Origin of the sequence: Pyramidobacter sp. YE332, assembly GCF_033060595.1 — a bacterium.
Taxonomy (GTDB): Bacteria; Synergistota; Synergistia; order Synergistales; family Dethiosulfovibrionaceae; genus Pyramidobacter.
Window position 1 is genome coordinate 2,340,609 of the sequence record NZ_CP133038.1, and the last position, 21,882, is coordinate 2,362,490.

The 21,882-nt window shown below is 60.9% G+C and carries 15 protein-coding genes; 4 read left to right on the plus strand and 11 right to left on the minus strand.

From position 1 onward, the window contains the following. Positions 1-33 precede the first annotated feature (33 nt). A complete protein-coding gene (locus RAH42_RS11095) occupies positions 34-195 on the minus strand; it encodes a hypothetical protein (RefSeq protein WP_317539515.1) in 162 nt (53 codons plus the stop codon). 479 nt (positions 196-674) lie between these two features. Here RAH42_RS11095 and RAH42_RS11100 point away from each other — a divergent pair. Together RAH42_RS11100 and RAH42_RS11105 are read left to right on the plus strand one after the other, a co-directional pair. Continuing rightward, positions 675-1,465, plus strand: a protein-coding gene (locus tag RAH42_RS11100) for an IS5 family transposase (RefSeq protein WP_317539161.1) whose coding sequence is annotated in 2 segments (ribosomal slippage) — positions 675-1,043 and positions 1,046-1,465 — 789 coding nt in all. Because the reading frame shifts where the segments join, the coding sequence is not laid out codon by codon here. A 327-nt stretch (positions 1,466-1,792) separates the two neighbouring features. Then, positions 1,793-2,665, plus strand: a complete 873-nt coding sequence (locus RAH42_RS11105; protein ID WP_078015781.1) for a LysR family transcriptional regulator — start codon at positions 1,793-1,795, stop codon at positions 2,663-2,665. 122 nt (positions 2,666-2,787) lie between these two features. Here RAH42_RS11105 and RAH42_RS11110 read toward each other — a convergent pair whose 3' ends face one another. The 3 genes from RAH42_RS11110 to RAH42_RS11120 all read right to left on the minus strand — a co-directional run bounded on the left by RAH42_RS11110 (position 2,788) and on the right by RAH42_RS11120 (position 8,394). Further along, positions 2,788-3,753, minus strand: a complete 966-nt coding sequence (locus tag RAH42_RS11110; protein ID WP_317539516.1) for a hypothetical protein — start codon at positions 3,751-3,753, stop codon at positions 2,788-2,790. Between the two features lie 18 nt (positions 3,754-3,771). After that, on the minus strand, positions 3,772-4,653 hold the full coding sequence (locus RAH42_RS11115; protein WP_317539517.1) for an EamA family transporter: 882 nt from the start codon (positions 4,651-4,653) through the stop codon (positions 3,772-3,774). A gap of 171 nt (positions 4,654-4,824) precedes the next feature. Beyond that, complete coding sequence (locus RAH42_RS11120; protein ID WP_317539518.1) at positions 4,825-8,394, minus strand: YadA-like family protein; 3,570 nt, start codon at positions 8,392-8,394, stop codon at positions 4,825-4,827. A gap of 805 nt (positions 8,395-9,199) precedes the next feature. Here RAH42_RS11120 and RAH42_RS11125 point away from each other — a divergent pair. Together RAH42_RS11125 and RAH42_RS11130 are read left to right on the plus strand one after the other, a co-directional pair. After that, positions 9,200-9,484, plus strand: coding sequence for a hypothetical protein (locus RAH42_RS11125; RefSeq protein ID WP_317539519.1), 285 nt, complete (start codon positions 9,200-9,202; stop codon positions 9,482-9,484). Positions 9,485-9,645: 161 nt separating this feature from the next. Further along, the gene (locus RAH42_RS11130) at positions 9,646-10,602 is read left to right on the plus strand and encodes a DDE-type integrase/transposase/recombinase (protein ID WP_317539520.1); all 957 of its coding nucleotides are present in this window, start codon (positions 9,646-9,648) and stop codon (positions 10,600-10,602) included. 193 nt (positions 10,603-10,795) lie between these two features. Here RAH42_RS11130 and RAH42_RS11135 read toward each other — a convergent pair whose 3' ends face one another. From RAH42_RS11135 to RAH42_RS11165, 7 genes are all read right to left on the minus strand, one after another. After that, positions 10,796-11,707, minus strand: a complete 912-nt coding sequence (locus RAH42_RS11135) for a DMT family transporter (RefSeq protein ID WP_317539521.1) — start codon at positions 11,705-11,707, stop codon at positions 10,796-10,798. A gap of 453 nt (positions 11,708-12,160) precedes the next feature. Further along, on the minus strand, positions 12,161-12,991 hold the full coding sequence (locus tag RAH42_RS11140; RefSeq protein ID WP_317539522.1) for a pyridoxamine kinase: 831 nt from the start codon (positions 12,989-12,991) through the stop codon (positions 12,161-12,163). Between the two features lie 220 nt (positions 12,992-13,211). Next, the gene (gene metG / locus RAH42_RS11145) at positions 13,212-15,167 is read right to left on the minus strand and encodes a methionine--tRNA ligase (RefSeq protein ID WP_343228911.1); all 1,956 of its coding nucleotides are present in this window, start codon (positions 15,165-15,167) and stop codon (positions 13,212-13,214) included. Positions 15,168-15,284: 117 nt separating this feature from the next. After that, the gene (rsmI, locus tag RAH42_RS11150) at positions 15,285-16,103 is read right to left on the minus strand and encodes a 16S rRNA (cytidine(1402)-2'-O)-methyltransferase (RefSeq protein ID WP_120372708.1); all 819 of its coding nucleotides are present in this window, start codon (positions 16,101-16,103) and stop codon (positions 15,285-15,287) included. Positions 16,104-16,203: 100 nt separating this feature from the next. After that, positions 16,204-16,965 carry a methyltransferase domain-containing protein gene (locus RAH42_RS11155; RefSeq protein WP_120372709.1) on the minus strand — a complete coding sequence of 254 codons (762 nt, stop codon included), beginning with the start codon at positions 16,963-16,965 and terminating at the stop codon, positions 16,204-16,206. Further along, positions 16,956-20,357, minus strand: a complete 3,402-nt coding sequence (smc, locus tag RAH42_RS11160; protein WP_317539523.1) for a chromosome segregation protein SMC — start codon at positions 20,355-20,357, stop codon at positions 16,956-16,958. Before smc ends, RAH42_RS11155 begins: the two co-directional genes overlap by 10 nt. Further along, entirely contained in the window at positions 20,332-21,834 is a 1,503-nt protein-coding gene (locus RAH42_RS11165; protein WP_078015793.1) for an Rne/Rng family ribonuclease, read from the minus strand. The genes smc and RAH42_RS11165 overlap by 26 nt, the downstream gene beginning before the upstream one ends. Positions 21,835-21,882 lie beyond the last annotated feature (48 nt).

Genomic DNA, 21,882 nt, shown 5'->3' on the forward strand with positions numbered 1-21,882 from the left:
ATGCGATGTAGTATATTTCTCCACGACGAAGGTTCATTCTCCGCTTTCTCCAATCTGCTTACACATAAGCGCTACAAGTTCGTTCGCGTTCTCGTTTTCAGCACAGGCTTCAACAAGTACGGCGTTGTCATAACGACGCTTCCGCTGTGCTGCGCGAAACCGTAATGAGTGCAGCTCTTTTCTTTTGGTAAGCATACGCTGTCATCTCTCTTATTTTGTCGGCTTTACCTAATGTTATATTATCGTTCCTTTCCGAAAACTGCAATAGGATATTACATCATATCTTTAATAATGAGTGTAATTTCGTATCCGAACAGGTAAAACTTCTTGACTCTAAATGTTTTTACACGTATACGACTGTCCCTGTTAAGACAGTTAAATGTACAGGTATTACCGCAATATGTCCATGATTCAAGGAATACGATGTCGAAGCAAGTCGTCCCTGCGCGGAGGGAAAACGGTCTGAGACGACTTCAGAATTACTGAAATTGGGGGGCGTGAACCGCGCCCCCTTACGAATGGAGAGAAGACGGCCTGCATAATTTGCAGAGCCTTTTCATCTTCAAGTTGGTCTTGCACGAGGGGAAGATGAGGACGTAGATAATACTCATACTAGGGCTTGTTTAAAAAACGTCAAAGTTGCCTAAATCGATCCAATCGCTTAAACTTTTCTCATGGAAGAGAGAAGATATGAACTGACCTCCAGCGAGTGGAATCGAATCAAGAGAATGCTGCCGCCCGAACACCCGAAATCAGGTCAACGTGGACGCCCGGCAAAATACGATAACCGCAGGATCATCAATGGGATTCTGTGGCTTGCCAGAAGTGGAGCGCCATGGAGAGATCTTCCGGAGCGTTACGGCAAATGGCAGGCAGTTTACGCACGTTTCAGGCTGTGGAAACAGCGGGGAATATTCGAGGCGATCTTTGCCGCCCTAAGCGCTGATGCCGACATGGAAAATCTCTCTATCGACTCCACGTCCTGCAAAGTACATCAAAGTGCCAACGGGAGAGGGAAAACCCCGGAAGGGGGAAAAAAGGGGCTCAAGCGATTGGCATGTCCAGAGGCGGCAAGAATACGAAAATTCATGCGATAGTAGATGGTTTAGGCAATCCGCTGGCGCTCCTGCTCAGTCCCGGCAATGACCACGATTCCCGCCATGCCGTGTCCTTGCTCGGGCAAGCGGAAATCAGAGGGAGCAACGTCATCGGCGATAAGGCTTACGGTTCGCAAGCCATCAGAGAGTACATTACTTCTCGGGAGGGAAGTTACACTATCCCGCCGAAGAGCGATAATCCCGAACCGTGGTTTATAGATGAGCATGTTTACAAGGAACGACACTTGGTTGAATGTTTCTTTCAGAAAATCAAATGGTTCCGTAGAATTTTCACCCGCTATGACAAACTTGACGCTTCGTTTTTCGCTTTTGTTCTTGTCGCTGCCAGTGTTATTTTATTGAAATAATACAAGCTGAAATGTTTTTTAAACAAGCCCTAATTCTTGATAAAAAGCATTAACATAGTTTACTGGGCGCCGCGAGGGAGTTCAGTCGCTCAGAACTACCTCGACTGCTGCGCAGCTCGCTTTGTGAATCTCCCTCGCAACCCCCTTGTGCTCGGCCTTTTAATGGAGAAAGAGTATTATCTTGGAGTTCTGCCGCGGTGGGCGGGGCCTTCTTGCTTTTCTTCGCGCCGTGCCGCGGCTTTCCCCGCATCCTCCCGCGCCGTTGCCGTTTGACGGAGTTTCGTGTAGAATCATATTATAGATTTCAGTTATAAAGGAGTGCTTTCTATGGAACTCTTTCATTTGCGGTACTTTATGACTGTCGCTAAATACGAAAACTTCTCGAAGGCCGCCGAGGAACTGTACATCTCCCAGCCGTCGATCAGCAAGGCCGTGCTCTCGCTGGAGAAGGAGCTCGGCGTCTCGCTGTTCCTGCGCAAAGGCAAGCGCGTGCAGCTCAACGACACGGGGCTGGCGCTGAAGCGCAAGCTCGAGCCCGTGATGAGCATCCTCGACAATCTCTCCAAGGAGCTCAGGGTCGTAGCGGGACATTCGCGCTCGACCATCGTCTTCAACGTGCTGGCCGGCTCGTCGCTGCTGCCCGACATCCTCCTCAAGTTCAAGGCCATGCATCCCTTCATCGACTTCCAGATCATCCAGAACGCCCGCACCACCAAGTGCGACCTCTGCATGCGCACGGCGCTGCCCGACGCGGCGCCGGAGAACAGCCGTGTGGTCATGAACGAGGAGATCCTGCTGGCCGTCCCCATGCAGTCCCATCTGGCGCTGAAAGAGTCGGTGCGGCTCAAGGACCTGCGCAACGAGAACTTCATCATGCTCGGCAAGCGCAGCCCGATGCGCGAGATCGCCGACCGCTTTTTCGCGCTGTGCGGCTTCGTCCCGCACGTGGGATTCGAAAGCGACAATCCCGGCACGATCCGCGGCCTCGTCAGCGCCGGCCTGGGCATCTCGTTCTGGCCGGAAGCCACGTGGGGGCATCTGGCCACCGACAAGGCGCGGCTGGTGCACATCTCCGACCCGCTGTGCAGCCGCAACATCTACATCACCTGCGACGAACGCGGCAAACTCAACGACCAGACGCGAATGTTCCTCGACTTCGTCGTCGACTATTTCCACGGTCTTCTGAAAAAAGCTCGTTAAAAAGCCGCGCCGCCTCCGCCGGGCAATGTTCCACGTGGAACAACGAAAGCGGGCGGAAGCCGATGATCCAAATCTCATCGGCTTCCGCCCGCTTTACGTCGTTCAAGGGCAAAATGCCCGCATCACAGCGTCAGGCAGACGGGGCGGCCGGCCTGGGGCAGCACGTCCCAGATCACTTCGCAGCGGTCGGGCGCAGCTTTCAGATCTTCGAGCGCGAGCGTCCAGATCTCCATCGGGTTGACGGGGCGGATCAGATCGTCGCCCAGCGCTTTCAGCCGCGCCAACGAAGCGTCGGCCCCGGCGCGGGTGCGGCTGACGAAGATCAGCCAGTTGACGCTGTCCTGTTCGTGAACGTCGCAGTCGAGATAGCCGGGGATCGCCAGCCGCCTCAGCTCCCAGAGCAGGCGGTGGAAGCGCCCGAGCGCGTCGAGCTGTTCTTCCGCCGTCGCCGCGGCCGAGAAGTAAAAGCGGTCGGTATTGACGAGCCGGTGCTCGTCGCCTGGATGTCCTCTGAAGTCGCGGTAATTCTCGAAATCGTAGTTGACGATCAGCGCCAGATCGAGCCCCAGACGTTCGCCGGGCAGTTCCCGCCACGCCGCCCAGGCGGCCGGGTCGGGGATCTCCGCGCGGCGCCGGCGGTGCGGCACGGCAGGATGGGCTGCGAGCATGGCCTTGAAACGCGGTTCGTCGGGATAAGTCCAGCGCAGTTTTCCGCCCTCGATACGCCACACTTCTTCGCGCCGCAGCGCCGGCCGCACGAGCCAATCGGGACGGACGACGTAGCGCTTCAGCCCCCAGCGCTGCACGTTCGCGCGCTCCAGTTCCAGCCACAGCGCCGTGGTCAGCAGGCAGCGTCCCGCGTTTTCCGGCTCGCCGCCGGGGCGCTCGTCGAGAAACATCTCCGCCGCGGCCCGGCGGAACGATTCCGCTCCCGCCGCCGTCAGCGCGTAGACTCCGCCATGCTCCTTCAGCAGCCCCCGCGCGGTCAGTTCGTCCAGCCCCGCCGCGTCCTCTCCGGCGCGTTCCAGCAGCTCGCGGTCCCAGCAGGGATGATCCTGGCTGAAACGGGTCAGCAGCGATTCGTACATTTCATCCTCTCCCCTTCGTCAACTTTTATGAAGAGCGTCCCAGCCCGTCAGCGCCATACAGGCAAATTCCAGCGCCATGCCGGCCGCCTGCACGGCCGTTGCCGTCTCGCCGAGAAAAAACAGTCCCAGCAGCCCCGCCGTAAGCGGCTCCACCAGTCCGATCGTGTAGGACTGTCCCACGGTGATGCGGGCCAACGCCAACGCAAAGAAGAAATACGGCACCGCCGTAGGGAAAAATCCCAGCGCCAGCGCGCTCGCCATACCGCGCCCCGTCGCCAGCCAGCTCATGTCGCGTCCCCACAGCAGCGGCAGCATCAGCACCGCGCCCCACAGCAGGGCCGCGCCGTTGCTCTCCAACGGGCCAAGCCCGCGCCGCGCCAGCAACTTCAAATTCAGCCCCAACAGCGCGTAACCCAGACCGCCGAGAAGCCCCCACAACAATCCCGCCACCTGAAAAGAAGCGCCCGACGAACCGGGCGCAGCCGCCAGACAGCTGCCGGCAACGCCCAGCAGCGCCGCAAACCACCAGAGCCGCGACGGCGCCTCGCCGAGGAAACAGCCGAGAACGCCGGCCATCACCAGCGACGATCCGATCACCAGCATTGTGCCCAGAGCCACGCCGAGCACATCCATGGATATGAAAAACCCCGTTTGGTTCATCGCCGTACAGATCCCGGCCAGAAACGCCGCGCGCGCCGTCGAAAAAACGCCGCGACGGCGAACGGCCAACGCCGCCGCACAGAGCATGACGCCGCCGAAAAACAGCCGCGTCCACGCCAGCGCCAGCGGTTGATTGAGGGCCGCCGCCGGCGCGAAGCGCGAAATCGTGCCGCTGCCGCCCCAGAACAGCCCCGCCATGAGCATGGCGAAAACGCCCAGACTGCGTGACGCAGAACTCAATCTTCCCACTCCTCCCGCCGCTCCGCCGCTTTTCGTTCATTATAGCAGGGCCCCTCGCCCCGAACAGCGCCGCGACTTCACGCACAGGAGGCACGGCGACCCGCTTCAGCGGTTGCCGTGCCTCCTGCGTTGCCGATCCCGTTTCTTCTCCGCCGCGGCGGCGGATTCCGTTTACTTGAGCTTGCCCGAAGCGCGTAGCAGGCGTTCCAGACGCTCCATGCGCTCCTTCATCTCCGCCTGTTCGCGGGCCTGCGAAGCTTTCAGTTCCGCAATCTCGTGCGCCTGCGAGGCCACCTGGGCCTGCAGCTCGGCGTTCTCCTTCTGCATCACGTAGACGCTGCTGATCGGGCCCTTGCGGTAGCGTTCGGGGATCTGATCCTTGTCTTCTTTCCTGCCGATCTTCCAGGTCAGTCCGGCGTTGGCCATCGAATCGCCGTGGTGGGTGACGGACACTCCGGCGTGGACCATGAAGTCTTCTTTCAGGTAGTGCGCAAAGCCGAGGGCCAGCGCGTACTCGCCTCTGTACGCTCCGAAGCCGGCCATGATCTGGCTGGGTTCGACGGGGTCGTACTGCATCGGTTTCAGGCCGGCGAGGGCGGAGCCGAGCGCTCCGGTGGTCTTGATTTCGCCTCTCAGTTCGCCCATCTGGTTGTAGACGTCGCCGAATCTGTTGTAGATGTTGTTGAACTGTGTGTCTACGGCGCTGAGGGCGTCGCCGACGTTGTGGTAGGTGCCGCCGCGGATGTTGTAGGTGGGAGCGGAGATCGAACCGTCGGAGTTGACCGTGGAGCCGCCGCCGAAGTGGTTGGATACGCTCGACGATACGCCCCACAGCTGGGAGCCGTTGACGGCGTCGGCGCTGGTCTGGCTGACTTCGCCCTTGGCGACGTTGGCGATCTTTTTGTTTCCGGCGTTGATGCCGGCCTTGGTGACCGAGGGGCCGTTTTCAATGACGAGGCCGTTGTCGGTGATCGAGGTGTCGCCGGCCGTAAAGGTGTTCGCCGTGACGCTGTTGAAGTTCACGTCGGCTTTCGTGGCGATCGTGACGTTTTTGTCGTCGCGGGCGATGGTGATGTTGTCGCCGCTGGTGAACGTTACCGTGTCGTTGGGATTGACGGCGACTGCCGGCTGCGTGCCGGGCTTGGTATCGAGATTCCAGGAGCCGCCGCCGGCGCCGAGCAGGGCTTTGAGCTGGGCGACGTTGACGGCGTCGGTGTCGTTGACGCCGGCCGCGACGCCGGTGATCTGGCGGGTGACCGGCGTTCCTCCCGTGATTGTCACCGCGCCGACGGAAACGGCTGCGGCGGTGGATTTCCAGACGCCGGTCGTATCGTTGGCGTGGTCTGCCCCAGGGGTGGGATCGTAGCCGACGACGCCTTTGTCGACAGAGGCCACTGAGCCGCTGCCGAGGGCCACGCCGCCGTCGACGGTCGAATTGGCGTTGTAACCGAGAACCACGACATTCTTCTTGTCCGTCACTGATAAACCGGCCGCCCCCGTACCCGGTTTGTCAGCGGAGCCAAGAACGATACTGCCGCTCGCTCCGTTCAGCTGCCGGTAGTCGCCCAGCAGCAGAGCGCCGTCGGTGTCTGTTACCTCATTCCCCGAGCCGATGACGGTGACGTTATTGATATTCTTGCCGGTGTTTCCGAAACCGTCGATCATGTTCAGCTTGCTTTCCTTGCCGTCTTCGCCGGTCAGAGTATTCCCTATGCCGACCAGCTTAGAATGCGTCGCATAATCGGCGACGTTGCCGCCGCCGATGGCAAGCACCGCGCCGCCGCTGGAGGAAACATATTCGCCCAGCTTCTTTGCCAGTGCTTCCGTATTCCCAGTTTGAGCTATTCCGGCGATTTCCATCAGATTGAAAGCGTTTCCATCTTTGTCTTTCAGGTCGCCGTAGGAATTTTTGATGATGTTCCCCGCGCCGAAAATGAGGGACGCATTCGCGCGGTCGGTAACATTGACGGTACCGACGATGCTGTTTGCCACGCCGTCATACTGCTCACCGCTTTTCGCGTTGATCGTGTTCATCGTGCCGAAAATGCTGGCAGTCGCTCCCTGCGGCTCATTGTTCACGTTGATGGAAGACCCCAGTCCGGCAACGATCGATGCGGTTCCTTTCGCTCCATCATTATTATAATTCGGCGCAAAGCTCAACTGTCCATTTCGATCATTTACGCTGTAATAATGGGTCTTGGCCGCTTCTACGCTGGCTGCCTGCACCGCCTTCAGCTGCGCCACATTGACCGCATCAGTGTCATTCGTACCGGCAGCGAGATTGGTGATCTGGCGGGTGAGTCCAGTCGTCTTGTCGCCGATGGAAAGAGCGCCCAATTTGGATTGCCACGCCTTATCCGCGTTTGTGGATTTCCTCCCGGTAGACGGGTCATACCCGAATTCGCCGCTACTGGTATCCGCCACACTGAAAGCGCCAAGCGCCACGCCGCGGTTGACCCTGGCGTGAGAATCATAGCCCATGGCGATCGACGTCTCTTTTTCCGCACTGCTCTTCGAGCCGATTGCGATAGTCCAATCAGCTGCGGCCTGGCTCTCGTTACCGACGGCCAAAGCTTCTTCGCCCTTGACGGTCAGATCGTTCCCCAAGGCGATACCTCTCTGTCCGCCATCATCGTCCATACCGATAATAGTATTTCCATGACCGACAGACGTTCCCAAACTATCGGATACGGAACTGGTGCCTACCACGACGCTCCCGCCGTTCACCGTGTTGGTCAGGCCGACGGCCACGTTCTGGTCGCTGCCGCTGGAGTTCTTGGTGTAGATCCACTTTGTCGGATCGGACGGATCTTTTTCCGCCGTATAGCCGACCAGGTTCCCCACACCGATGACCGTATTCTGTTCACCAAAGACTTTTGTCAGCTTATGGTCGTAATTATTATAATCCGTGCCGAATACGGCATTATGAGCGCCCTCCACCTCTACGTTCTGACCGGCGACGATGCTGTTGTTTCTTCCGTTTTTATCCCCTGTCAGTTTGTTGTTATTTCCGAGAACGGTACTGTTTATCCCTTTCGAAGAAGAGGAAATACCGAGCACGATGCTGTCTTCCGCCTCGGCGCCGTCATTGTCATAGTTGCTGCCGGCTCCCGTTTTCGTGGAGTTGGCGCTGTAATAATGCACTTTCGCGGCATCGGCGGCGGATTTCACTGCTTTCAGCTGGCGCAGGTTGACCGCGTCGGTTTCTTCCGTTGCGTCGCCGACGTTGATGATCTGCCGCAGTTTGTCCGCCGTGCCTACGGAAACGGCGCCGGCCGTTTTGCCGTTCAGTTCAAAATCACTGAATGCGCCCTTTGTGGAGGCGGTAAAAGCGCCCCTGTCCGCCAGCGATCCGCTGCCGAGGGCGACGCCGCCTTCTTTTTGCACGTCGGCGTTATGGCCGATCAGCACGGCATCGGCGACTTTCAGTTCTTTCTCGGCGTCGGCCGAGCCGAGAACGACGCTGTAGTTCGCGCCGGAGAGCTTGCGCCTGTCGCCCAAGAGAAGCGCCGTGTCCGTGTTTTCCACCGTGTTCTCGGAGCCGATGACGCTGACGTGATTTACGTTTCTGGCGGTATTTTTGTAGCCGTCGAGCAGGTTGTACTTGCTGGGAGAGCCGTCGGCCCCTTTCAGCGTGTTGTTGACGCCGATGATCTGCGAAACCTGCGTCCAGTCGGCGGTGTTGCCGCCGCCGATGGCGAGAGTTGCGCCGCCACTATTAGAATTTTTTACGGCGGTCATCAAAGACTTCTGCAAAGCCTGTACGGAATTTCCGCTACTGGACGGAGCGGAAATAGAAGCAACGGAGTTTGTAATTTCATTGCCGGCGCCGAAAACCAGAGAACCGTTGGAGTTGAAAGTCCGATTTGCAACACCGACAATACTGTTCGCTATGCCGGAATCATCGGACGAAGCTGTTTTAGATTCAATAGAGTTTAAGGAGCCTGTAATAGTGGCACCGAAATTTTGGGACGCTTTAGAATTAAAATTTCCCCCATTATAAGCGCCGGTAATCGCCGAATAAGCACCGGTAACAACGCCAAAAGCCGCGTTATTGAAGCTGTTTGTCCCCAGTGTAGTCGCATTGACAATAACATTATTGGAACGCATATTTGCTTCAGAACCAGTATCCACATCGGTGTCATAAAGCTTTCCTTTAAAATTATGAGTACCAATCATCACACCGCCGGTACGGGCATATGTGTTTTGCCCGATCGCAATACCGGTAACAACTTTGCTCGGATCAGCAGGGATAAAAGGAGACTGCAGTCCCAAAAATCCACTTCCGGTAAATGAAGTCTGTCCAAAGTTAAAGTTTTTCTCCTGCACCCCTGCCATATTTTCTGAAAACGCATTCTGCCCAATAGCAATTCCACCGCCCTGGCTGACATAGTTATTGGTTTTGGCACCACTTCCTACCACGATATCACCGGTTGCAGCGCTGGCTCCATTAGAATAGCTAATAGTCGCACCCTTCCCGATCGCCACATTTTCCGCTTTCGGCGCATTGCTGCCCGTGCCGTAAGCGACGCCGCTGCCAGCCCCGGTGGCGGTATCCGCCGCCATTCCCGGCACGGCCTTCATCAGCATCAATCCCAGCGCCACGGCGGCCAGCGCGCCGCCTTTCAGGACGGGCGACGGGCGTTTTTCGGCGAGAGGCGTCCCTCTCCCCCCGCAAATGTCCGGCACCAGAGCGGAAGCGCAGACCTTGGTACGTTTTTCCATCAACAACATCCTCCTCGAGAGTTTATTTCGAAAACATCACCCGGCGGGCTTGGAAAGCCCGCCGGGAAATTTTTTGTCTCAAAGAATTTCAGACGAATATGGTTAATTTTATCACGGACTCTCCACGAATCAACAGTTTTCTTAACGATCGCCGACATTTTTTGTAGTGTTACAAATGAAGTGAGACTCAGCAGATATACAAAAGCGGTTGGTTCCTTTAGAATGTAAGTCACCACAACCAAGCATACTAAGGAGGGCCCAACCGCCATGAATACTATAACACAACCCCGGCGATATCTTCCACACGAACTCCACACTAAATATCATGCCTGTCAACTCTACCGCTCCACAAAAGATGTCAGCTTTGTCTGCAGGCGTTATCACATTTCCAGGGCTTCTCTGTTTCGGTGGATCAAGGTCTTCGACGGCTCTCAAGAATCTCTTCAAAACAAGTCCCACAGGCCGATCACGCCGCATCCCAAAGCTCATACGGAGGAGGAACTGACCTGGATCCGTAACCTTCACCGCAGGAATCCGAACATCTCGCTCTGCGAGCTCTATGGCAAGCTCCGAATGGAACACGGGTACGATCGCCATCCCGGTTCTCTGTACCGCGTATTTAAGCGTCTGGGGTATTCCAGCAGCGCTCCTTCGACTAAAAAGCCCTACAAACCCAAGCCGTACAATACGCCCACGCAGATCGGCATCAAGTGGCAGATGGACGTTAAATATGTTCCTGCTCCCTGCTATCACGGGCAAATACCTCAGAAGTTCTACCAGTACACCGTCATCGACGAGGCTTCCCGAGAGCGCTTCATTTATCCTTACATGGAACAGAGCAGCTACTCTAGCTGCGATTTCCTCAAGCGTGCTATTGCTTACTTCAAATACAGGCCTCAGGTCCTCCAGACAGATAATGGAGCCGAGTTCTGTCACTTTAAGAAGACGGACCGTATTCATCCGCTGGACGTCCTCTGCAATGCGCTGGGCGTCGAACACAAGCGGATCCGCCCCCGTATCCCCAGGCATAACGGAAAGGTCGAGAGGAGCCACCGTAACGACCAGGAGCGTTTCTATAACTTCATGAGCTTTTACTCTTATCTTGACCTGCAGACCCAGATGAAGCGCTACCTTCGCAGGTCTAACAGCATCCCGATGGCAGTGCTGGGGTGGCGGTCTCCTCTCCAGATGCGGCAGCATTTCAGCAAGTCCACACAGCCGTGAACGACTTACAAATAAGGACAACTTCTGAGCTTTTATTTTTGCGCTGATTCGGTCTCACATCATTGACTAATGTACATTTCTTAACGATCGCCGACATTTTTTTGCTTTCGCTCTCCGCCGCGCGGCCGACGTCGGCCGGCGGCAAAAGCCCGGCTCTTTTCGTTTCCGCGCCAAAGGCGGCGCGGAAGACCTTTCAGGACAAACTCTTTTTCACTCCGTCTCCGGCGCTTCGCGCCCGGCTCCTGCCCAGCACGAGGAGCGCGGACGACAGCAGGATCAGCGCCATGCCGGCGGCGAGGCGCGGCGTCATCGGTTCGCCGTAAACGGCCAGGCCGACGGCGATGCTGGTCAGCGGCTCGAAGGTGCTGAGCAGCGACGCTTTCACCTCGCCGCAGAGAAACAGCCCCTTCTGGAAAAAAGCCAGCGCCAGCACGGTCGCCAGCAGTCCCAGCCCGGCTTCGGCCGCCCAGGCGGCCGCGCTCTGGCTCCAGGCCAGGCCGCCCGTCAGGGCCGCGAACGCGCCGATCATGAGCGCCGAGAACAGGGAGATCCAGAACGTGATCACGAATATCTCGACCTCACGCAGATGGCTGCGTCCCAGCGCGATGATGTAGCCCGCGTAGAACAGGCCGGACGCGGCGGCGAGCGCCATGCCGAAGCCGTCGGCGTTCCGCCCGGGGCGATAGAGCAGAAAGATCCCCGCCGCGCACAGCGCCACGCAGATCACCTGGCGGAGCGTGAAACGAGCGCGGAAGAACAGGCCCATCAGGCACATCACCGCGACGGGATAGGTGAAGTGCAGCGTCGTCGCCAGACCGGAGCCGATAAAGCCGTAAGACAGGTAAAGCAGCACCGGCGTGAGGGCGTAAAAGACGGACAGAAAGGCGATCTCGCCCATCCGGCGGCGGCCGAGGCGCAGCGGCACGCCTTTGTATTTGAGGTACGCGAAAGCCATGGCGCTGCCCGTGAGGAATCGGCCGAACGCCGCCGTAGAAGCGTTGGCGCCGTCCGCGTAGGCGATCTTGGCAAGCAGCGGCATCAGGCCGAAGAGCACGGCCGAGGCGATCACGCACAACGCTCCGGCGCGTTCGCTGTTTTCTTTCACTGGAATGTCACTTCCCCGTATCTTTTCGGCAGATCCCTGCCGGCGCGGCGTTCCCGCCCTCGATTCGCCTACTGTAACGCAGGGCAGGGACAAAATCAACCTTTTTCAAGTTTGCGCGCGGCGGGGCCTCGCCGTTTTCCGGCACGGCGACGTTCCGCGCTTATACTGTTTCTCAATGAGAATGCCGAATACAGAGGCGCTGCGGGGGAGATTCACAAAGCAAGCTGCGCAGACCGCGCAGCGGTCGAGCCCCTTCTGAGCGACTGGACTCCCCCGCAGCACCCAGAAAACCGCGTTAATACTTTCTATCAAGGATTAGTATTTCTACGAAAAACAAGGGCATCGCTTCGGAAAAAGGTTCTGCAGAAAACGCGCGGCAAAAACGCCGCCCGCTTCGAAGCGGACGGCGTTTTTGCCGCGCGGCCCATAAAACTTCGCCGGGGCGTTCCGGCGCTACTTGCACCGTTCGGTCAGCTCGTGCAGGAGCGGCTCGAACTTGACGCCGTACCAGTGCGAGGGGTCCTGCGAGGTGAAGCGAATGCAGTGCAGCGTGAAGTCGGCGGCGGCGACCGCCGCGTCGTAGGCGGATTTTCCGCCCGTCAGCATGCCGGCGAACACGGACGCGAAGACGTCGCCCGTACCGTGGCAGCCTTTCGGCATTTTTTCGTGACGGTAATAGCGTTTTTCCGTGCCGTCGTCCACCACGACGCCCGTCGTCGCGTCGTCGTAACTGACGCCCGTCAGCACCACGGTTTTGGCGCCGGCTTCGCGCAGCGCGGCGAGCAGAGCGTCGACGTAGCTTTCGTCGTACCGCTCGCGGTATTCCCTGCCGGTGAGCAGCGCCGCCTCGGTGACGTTGGGCAGGATCAGATCGGCGGCGAAGACGAAGCGGCGCATCGCTTCCACGTAGGCCGCGTCGAAGCCGGGATAGAGCCGTCCGTTGTCGGCCATGGCCGGATCGGCGATGCGCAGTCCGCCGGGCTGAAGCAGCGCGCCGTAAATTTCCTTGAGGTATTCGGTCTGCGAGGCGCTGCCCAGATAGCCGCTGTACACCGCGTCGAAACGGATCTGTTCGCGTTTCCAGTGCTCGACGATGCGCGGCATCTCCGCCGTCAGGTCGTGGAACGTGTACCCCGTAAAACCGCCCGTGTGCGTGGAAAGCACGGCCGACGGCAGGATCGCCGTCTCCAGCCCGCAGGCGGACAAAATGGGCAGAGCCACCGTCAGCGAGCACTGCCCGACGCAGGAAATGTCCTGCACCGTCAGAATCCTTTTGTACGACATGTTCCGCTCTCCTTCTCCGTTTTTTTGTTTTTCCGCCGGGGAAGCGCAAAAACGATCTGCTTACGTGAATCACATTATAGAACATGCAAAATCGCCATGCAATAACAAAATTGTATGTCGATCGCTTTTGTTTTCGCCGCGCGGCGTCAATAAAAAAGAGCGTCCCGAAAATCCTGCGCAGGATTTTCGGGACGCTCTTTTTCATTGAGATCGATCAGATTCAATGCACGCGGCTGCCCAGCGGGATGTCCTCCACGGGGGCGAGCAGCGAGAGTTTTTCCTCAGGCGTGTGGGGCGCGCCGGAACCGGCGGCGAGCAGCATGCCGTTGCTCATGACGCCGCACATCTTGGCGGGCTTGAGGTTGGCGACGACGACGATGCGGCGGCCTTCCAGCTCCTCGGGCGTGTAGAAATCCTTGATGCTGGATACGATCACGCGCTTCTCGTAGCCGAGGTCGAGATCGAGCTTGTAGAGCGAGCGCGACTTGGGGACGGGCTCGGCGCGGACGATCTGCGCGACGCGCAGCTCGATCTTGGCGAAGTCGTCGATGGAGATCTCCGGCTCGTGTTCGCCGGGGTCGGCGGCAAGGCCTTTTTTGGCGTTGGCGCGCGCTTCGGCCTGTTTCTTCCACTCGTCGAGGTCGATGCGGGGATAGAGCACGCCTTCGCCGCGGCGGACGGTCGGGCGTTCTTCGCCCATGCCGCCCCAGCGGTAGTCGCCGAAGCGCTGGTCTTTCACGTCGCCGTTCAGGCCGAGCTGCGCCCAGATCTTGACGGCGGTCTTGGGCATCACGGGGGCCAGCATCAGCGCGGCCAGCTTGAGCTCTTCGGCCAGCGTGGCCAGCACGGTGTCGAGGCGGGCGGCCAGCGACTCGTCCTTGCCGAGCTTCCACGGCATGGTTTCGTCGATGTATTTGTTGGCGCGGCCGATCATGCTCCACAGGGCCTTGAGAGCGTCGTCGAACTGATAGTTGTCCATGAAGGCGCGGTACTCGGCGAAGGCGTTCAAAGCCTGATCGCGCACTTCCGCGTCGAGCGGTTCGAGCGCCGCGGGCGCGGGCACTGTGCCGCCGCGGTACTTTTCGATCATGGTGACGGTGCGGCTGAGCAGGTTGCCGAGGTCGTTGGCCAGGTCGGAATTGACGCGCTGCACGAGAGCGAGTTCGGAGAAATCGCCGTCGAGGCCGAAGGTGACCTGGCGCAGCAGGAAGTAGCGGAACACGTCGGAGCCGTAGAGGGCGACCATCTCGTGCGGATCGACGACGTTGCCCTTGGACTTGGACATCTTCTCGCCGTCGCGGGTCCACCAGCCGTGCGAGTACACGCAGGCGGGCGGCGTCAGGCCGAGGGCGAGCAGCATGATGGGCCAGACGATGCAGTGGAAACGGATGATGTCCTTGCCGACGAGGTGGTTAACGACGGGCCAGAACTTTTTCATCTTCGCCTCGTCGCTGCCGTAGCCGCAGGCGGTCAGATAGTTGACGAGGGCGTCGAACCAGACGTAAATAGTGTGCTTCTCGTCGCCGGGCACGGGGATGCCCCACGGCACGCTGGTGCGCGAGATGGACTGGTCTTTCATGCCCATGCGCAGGAAGCTGACCACTTCGTTGTAGCGGACTTTCGGCTTGATGGCGTCGGGATGCTCCTCGTAGAACTTGAGCAGCCGGTCGGCGTAGGCCGAGGTGCGCAGGAAGTAGCTCTCCTCCTCCATCTCCTTGAGCGGGCGGTGGCAGTCGGGGCAGGTGTGGTTCTCGCCCTGACTGGCTTCGGGCACGTAGGTCTCGCAGGGCACGCAGTACCAGCCTTTGTACGTTCCCTTGTAGATGTCGCCCTGGTCGAGCAGTTTTTTGAAGATCTGCTGCACGACTTTGACGTGGCGCGCTTCGGTGGTGCGGATGAAGTCGTCGTTGCTGGCGTCGATGAGCGGCAGCAGGTCGCGGAAGTTCTGCGCCAGCTCGTCGGTGAGCTGCTGCGGCGTCATGCCCTTCTTGGCGGCGCTCTCGCTGACTTTCTGGCCGTGCTCGTCGGTGCCGGTCAGAAAGAACACGTCGCAGCCGTCCATGCGCTTGTAGCGCGCCATGACGTCGGCGGCGATGGTCGTGTAGGCGTGCCCGATGTGGGGCACGTCGTTGACGTAGTAGATCGGCGTGGTGATGTAGAAATTTTTCTCAGTCATTCGTAATGCCTCCAGTGCCTTTAAAAAATGCGGCCGCCGGGGCCGCTTCGTCCCGCGATAAAAAAATCCCGCCGCGATTCCGTACGCGGCGGAATATTTTGTTATTGTAACAGATTTTCAGCTCTTCTGCTCGAGCAACCACGATTTGATTTTGTTCTTCGGCGCGCCGAAACGCTCCGCAAGCTCTGCGGCGATCCGCTTCACGGGAAGCCCTTCGGCGCGCAACCGCAGCGCCTCCGGCTGCCAGTCGCCGTCGGACGGCGCTTCTTCCGCGGCGCGCCCCTCGACGACGAGGACCAGCTCGCCCTTCACGCCCTCGGCCACCGAAGCGAGGATCTCGGAGAGCGCGCCGCGGCGCGCTTCCTGATAGACTTTGCTGATTTCGCGCACCAGCGCGGCGCGGCGATCGCCGAGCACGGCGAGGAAGTCTTCGAGCTGTTTCGCGGCCTTGTGCGGTGAAAGGTAAAAGACCATCGTGTAGGGATGGCCTTGCAGTTTTTGCAGCGCGGCGACGCGCTCGCCCTTTTGATCGGAAAGGAAACCGACGAACGAGAACGGCTGCGGCGTCAGCCCCGACAGCAGCACGGCGGGCACGAACGCCGTGGCGCCGGGCAGAACGTCGACGGGCAGTCCGGCCTCGACGGCGGCTTTCAAAATAACGGAGCCGGGGTCGGACATGCCGGGCGTGCCGGCGTCGCTGATCACGGCGACTTTCTCGCCCTTGGCGAGGCGCGCCAGCAGCTCGTCCACGCGCGCCTGCTCGTTGAACTTCTGATAGCTCAGCAGCGGCCGCTTGACGCCGTAGCGGCTCAGCAGCAGGCCGCTGTGGCGCGTGTCCTCGCAGGCGATCAGGTCGGCGGATTTCAGTTCTTCCAGCGCGCGCAGCGTGATGTCGCCCATATTGCCGATGGGCGTGGGGATCAGGATCAGCGGCATCGTTCCAGCGTCCTTTCTTTCTCGTAAGACAAAAGCGACCACGGAAACACGGAGAAGCGGGGAAAACAAAAGACCGTACTTCCCCGCGGCGGGTTCCGTTTTACGGCAGCGGCGGTTCGGGGGCGTAAAAGCGCATCAGCTCGGGCGTGTACTCGCCCTTTTCGTCGTAAATGAACAGCGGCGGCGGCACGGTCACGGCCGTTCCGCCGCTGCGCCGCGCTTCGACGAGGAACACGGAGGCGTTTTTGCCCGGCGCGGGGTGGACCATCAGCAGTTCGCGCGGTTCGAGGCTGCGCGCCCGCAGCAGCGCCAGCGTCTCGGCCAGGCGCAGCGCGCGCATGACCATGTACAGGCGGCCGCCGTTTTTCAGCAGGAAGCGCGCCGCGTCGCACACGTCGGCGAGCGAGCACATCTCGCCCTGGCGGGCCAGCCGGTTCGTCGCCGCCTCGGCGCGGCGGCCGAAGCCGGAATCTTCGTAGGGCGGATTGACGACGACCGCGTCGAAGCTCTGGTGTCCGTAGAGGCGTCGGTGCTCGCGCAGGTCGCCCGTCTGAAAGAGCGCGTTGGCCGTCAGGCCGTTGCGCGCGGCGTTTTCCCGCGCCAGTTCGATCAGCCGCGGCTGAACGTCGAGCCCCTCGAAACGGCTTTGCGGGAAGCGTTTGGCCAGGATCAGCGAAACGCCGCCGTGGGCGCAGCCCAGTTCGAGCACGCGCTCTCCGGCGCGCGGCCGGGCGAAGCCGGCCAGCAGCACCGTGTCCATGTTGACGCGCGGCCCTACGTCGGGCTGGCGCAGGCGCAGAAATCCGTACAGGATCGCCTCGCCGTCCACCGGCGGGATATCTTTTCCGCGCTCTAGTTCCATTGGTCGACCTTGACGGAAACGATCTGCGACAGCCCGGGTTCGGACATGGTGACGCCGTACATCACTTCGGCGTGTTCCATGGTCTGGCGGCGGTGGGTCATGGCGATGACCTGCAGGTTCTTCGAGTAATCGGCCACCATCTGCGCGAAGCGCGTCAGATTGGCCTCGTCGAGCGCCGCGTCAACTTCGTCGAGCACGGCCAGCGGCACCTTGGCCACTTCCATGGAGGCGAACAGCAGCGACAGCGCCGTCAGCGACTGTTCGCCGCCGGAAAGCTGAGCGAGGAACAGCGGCTTCTTTCCGGGAGGGCGGGCGACGATCTCCACGCCGGCTTCCCAGAGATCCATGTCCTCCTGCGCTTTCAGATGGGCTTCGCCGCCGCCGAAAAGGCGCTGGAACAGTTCGTCGAAGCGGCGATCGATCTTCACGAGCGCGCCGTTGAACATCGTCCCCGCCTGTTTGTCGGTATTGGCGATCAGGGCGCGCAGTTCGTCCATGCCGTGCTGCACGTCTTTGAGCTGGCCGTCGAGGAATTCGAGACGCTCGGACAGCGACTGATCTTCCGACAGCGCGCCCATGTTCACGTCGCCGAGATCCTTGAGCGAGCGCTCCACGTAGCGGCAACTGTTTTCGAGCTTGTCGGCGCTCTCGTCGCCGGGGACGAAATCCGCCGGATAGGGATATTTCTCCTCGTTGTCGGCGATCAGGCTGTCGAGGCGCTCGCGAACCTTTTCGATCTCGTTGCGGGCCATCAGCTCGTCGCGGGTCAGCGAGTCGAACGCGGTCTGGGCGCGCTGGCTGCGCAGCAGCTGGCGCTCCATGCGCCGCGCCGCGTCGGCGTTGTGCTTGTCCAGCTCGGAGATCTGGTCCTGCACGGCTCGTTTTTCGGCCTCGCGCGCGCCTTTTTCTTTCAGGACCGCTTCCTGCCGTCCGGCCAGCTCGGCCAGCTTCTGCACGATGCGGCGGGACTCCTCGGTATTGGCGCTGAGCGCGCGGCGCAGGTCGCTCACGGCGCGCACGCTCTTTTCGAGCTCGCCCTTTTTGGCCGTCAGGCGTTCGCCGACCAGCAGTCCCTGCGTGCGCAGCTCGGCGAGGCGGGCGCTTTCGGCGTCGTCGCCGACGGACAGCGGCAGGGCGTCGATCTCGGCGCGGGCCCGGGCGGCGCTCTCGCGCATTTTCTTCGCCTCGGCGCGGCAGTGGTCGATGCGCTGCGCCGAATTGCTGTCTTCCTGAAGCAGGGCGTTCAGCTCTTCGGTCTGCTCGCGCAGGGCGCGGCGCAGCGCTTCGGTCTGCGATTTCTGTTCGGAAGCGGCGGCGCGCTGTTTTTCCAGCGCTTCGCCGGCTTTCGCCTCGGCGCGCTCGGCCGCTTCGAGGGCTTTGGCGATCTCCGCCTGCGCTTTCTTGTCGGCGACGATCCGTTTTTCCGTCTCGTCGATCATGTTGCGCAGCGTGATCGCGCCCGCGGAACGGGCGTTCTTGCCGCCGCTGACGGTGCCGGAGGGCGAAAAGACTTCGCCGTCGACCGTGACGATCGGATAACGGGCCGTCGCCGCCAGGCGCGCGCCGGTGTCGTAATCCTTGACGACCAGCAGGTCGCCGAGCAGATGCTCCATGGCGGGCAGCCAGCGCGGATCGGGCGCGACCAGATCGATAGCCCAGCCCAGCACGCCGCTTCCCGCGGGGGCTTTGCCGGGGCGGGGGCTGCGGCAGCGCTCCAGCGGCAAAAACGTGGCGCGCCCGCCGCTGCGCTCTTTCAGCAGGTCGATGCCGACGCGGGCCTGCGCCATCGTGTCGACGAGCAGCCAGTACTGGCGGCCGCCCAGATAGGCTTCGAGGCAGGGGGCCAGCGAGCCGTCGCAGGAAAAACCTTCGACGGCGGGGATCGTCTCGATCTTCAGGCGCCCGAGCTTGACGGCCGAGAGCACCATCTGCACGGGGCGCGGATAAAGCCCCGCCTCGGCGCGCTGCAGCAGACTGTCGAGTTCGGCCTCGCCCTTGGCGATGGAGCGGCGCACGCTTTGGGCGCGGATCGCCATCTCCTGGCTCCGAGCCGCCGCTTCGCCGCGTTTTTTCTCCAGCTGTTCGAGCGCGTCTTCGAGCGCTTCCAGCGCTTCGTCGGACTCGGTCATCTTCGAGACCATTCCGTCGCGTTTGGCGCGCAGGTCGTCGAGCACGGCGGAGCGCTCGCGGCTTTGCAGGCCGAGCGTTTCGGCGCGGGCGTCCATCTGCCGCGCTTCTTCCAGCAGACCGGCTTCGCGTTCCAAAAGCTCCTGCCGTTTGCGGCGCGTCTCTTCCAGCGCGGCGTCGCGGGAAGAGAGTCGGTCTTCCAGATCGTGGATCTGCACGTCGAGCGACGATGCTTCCTGCGTCAACCGGCCAGCCTGGACGGCCAGCTCGCTGCGCAGAGTTTCTTCTTTTTTCAGCTGTCCTTCAAGACGGTCGCGCTCTTCGCTGGCACGGCGCGCGGCGAATTCGCTCTCGCTCTTTTCCGCGTTCAGCGCCATCTCGCGGCGCAGCGCGTCGTCGAGGCGCGGCGTCAGCTCTTCCAACTCGTCGTTCAGCTCGCCGCGGCGCCGCGCGTACTCGCTGCCCTGCGCGCGGAGGCGTTCGAGGGCGTTTTTCCACAACGACGCCCAGCGTTCCGCCGACTCGAGGCGCGAACCGGTCTCTTCGTGCTTTCGATCGAGCGTTTCAAGACGCGTTTCTTCGCTGCAGCGCCGGTAATGGTACAAAACGCGGCGCAGGTCTTCGAGACGCTCCTGATAGTCTTTGGCCTTGCGCGCGTTCTGGAGATCCGGCGCGATCTCTTCGCGGCGCGCCCGCAGCTCGCCCATCAGCGTGTGCAGACGCAGCAGCTCGTCGCCGGACTGCTTCAGCTCGTCAAGAGCGCCGTCGCGCTTTTTACGATACAGGTCGATGCCGAAAAGCTCTTCCAGCTGCAGGCGGCGCTGGAACGGCTTCTGCAGGACGGCCGCGCCCACTTCGCCCTGGCCGATGAAGGCCGAACGGTCGCCCTCGAGGCGCCACTGCTGTTTGAACTGCGTCAAATCCTGGATGCGCATGCGGGCGCCGTTCACGTAAAGCGTGCCGCCCGAGGCGTCGAGATGGCGGCGCAGGCTGCCATGGGCGCCGCCGTCGTTGAGATCCAGCGTCACGTCGGTCTCGGCCGCCTCGGAAAGGCCGGCCGATCCCTGAAAGATCAGGTCGCTCTGGCGGGTGATGCGCAAACGGGCCGCGCCGCTCTCGCCGAGGACCCAGCGCAGGCCGTCCAAAATATTGCTCTTGCCGCTGCCGTTCGGCCCCACGATGGCCGTGAAGCCCGGCGCGAAAGGAAGCTCGTGCGTGCCGCCAAAGCTCTTGAAATTTTTAAGGGTCAGTCGTTCGATAAACAACGCTGGTATCTCCTCTGCTGCGCATCAGTTCGACGCGCGATTCTACGCTGCTCAGCGAGCCCTGCAGGTCGAGACGGAATTTCTCCAGCGGCATGCCCGGCCGCCCGCGCAGGAAAATTTTCCGGCCGAACGTCTCCTCCCACAGACTCAGATAGACCTGCGCCGCGTAAGCCGCCACCGATTCGTTGACGTCCACGAGCACGGCCTCGGCGCGGCCGGAAAGGAAGACCTTGCGGATGAAGCGCTTCAGCATCAGCGCCAGCGAATCCTCCTTCAGCACCCGCGAGCCGGAGCCGCAGAGCGGGCAGGGACGCGTCAGCACCGATCTCAGATCGGCCCGCGCGCGCTTGCGCGTCATCTCCACCAGGCCAAGCTGCGAGATCCCGTAGACGCGCACGCGGCAGCGATCCGCCGCGAAAACTTCGTCCAGCTTCGCCAGCAGCGCTTTTCTGTCCCCTTCCGGCTCCATGTCGATGAAGTCGACGACGACGATGCCGCCGATGGCGCGCAGCTTCAGCTGCCAGGCGATCTCTTCGGCCGCTTCGAGGTTGGTGGCCAGCACCGTCTCGCGCAAATTGTGCCCGCCGGTGTACTTGCCCGTGTTCACGTCGATCACCGTCAACGCTTCCGTCTGATCGACGACGAGATAGGCGCCGGACTTGAGCCAGACTTTATTGTCCAGCAGCGCGTCGATTTCCTTTTCGACGTCGTAGTACTCGAACAGCGGGATGTTGCTGCGGTGGAAGCCCAGCGCCGGCGTTTTCTCCGCGGCGCTGTAGCGCTGCAGGTAATCGGCGACGCGGTCGTACTCCTCCTGATTGTCGACGACGATCTGCGACACTTCGGAGCTCAGCTCGTCACGCAGCACGCGCCCGACCAGCCCCATGTCCTTGTACAGCAGGCAGGGCGCCGTCTGCTTGGCGGCGTTGTCCTCGATGTCGTGCCAGAGCGTCTTGAGCCGCTCGAAATCGTCGGCCAGAGCGTCGGCGTCCACGCCTTCCGAAGCCGTGCGCAGGATCACGCCGTAACCGGCCGTGTCCAAGGCGCGGATCGTCTCCTTGAGACGGGCCCGCTCCTCTTCCTTGACGATACGTTTGGACACGCCCACGTCGCGGCCGCCGGGCACGAGCACGAGATAGCGCCCGGGCAGCGAAATGCGCGCGGTCACGCGGGCCCCTTTGTTCTTGCGCGCCGTCTTGACAACCTGCACCAGCACTTCGCCGTTTTGCTGCACTTTCACGCCGCGCGCGTCGTTCAGATAAAGGAAGCCGTTCCGCCCGTCGCCGAGGCCGACGAAGGCGGCGTTCATGCCGGGCAGAACGCTTTCCACGCGCGCTTTGTATATTTCCCCGCTCTTCTGGCATTCCCACATCCGTTCGACGAAGAGCTCGCTCAAACGACCGTTTTCCACGATCGCGACGCGGGCTTCTTCCGGGTCGATGGTGTTCGCCAGGATGAGTATATCCGGCTGGTTCATGTCCACGCCTCCGAAAACATTTGATTTCTATCGAAAAATCGCTCGAGA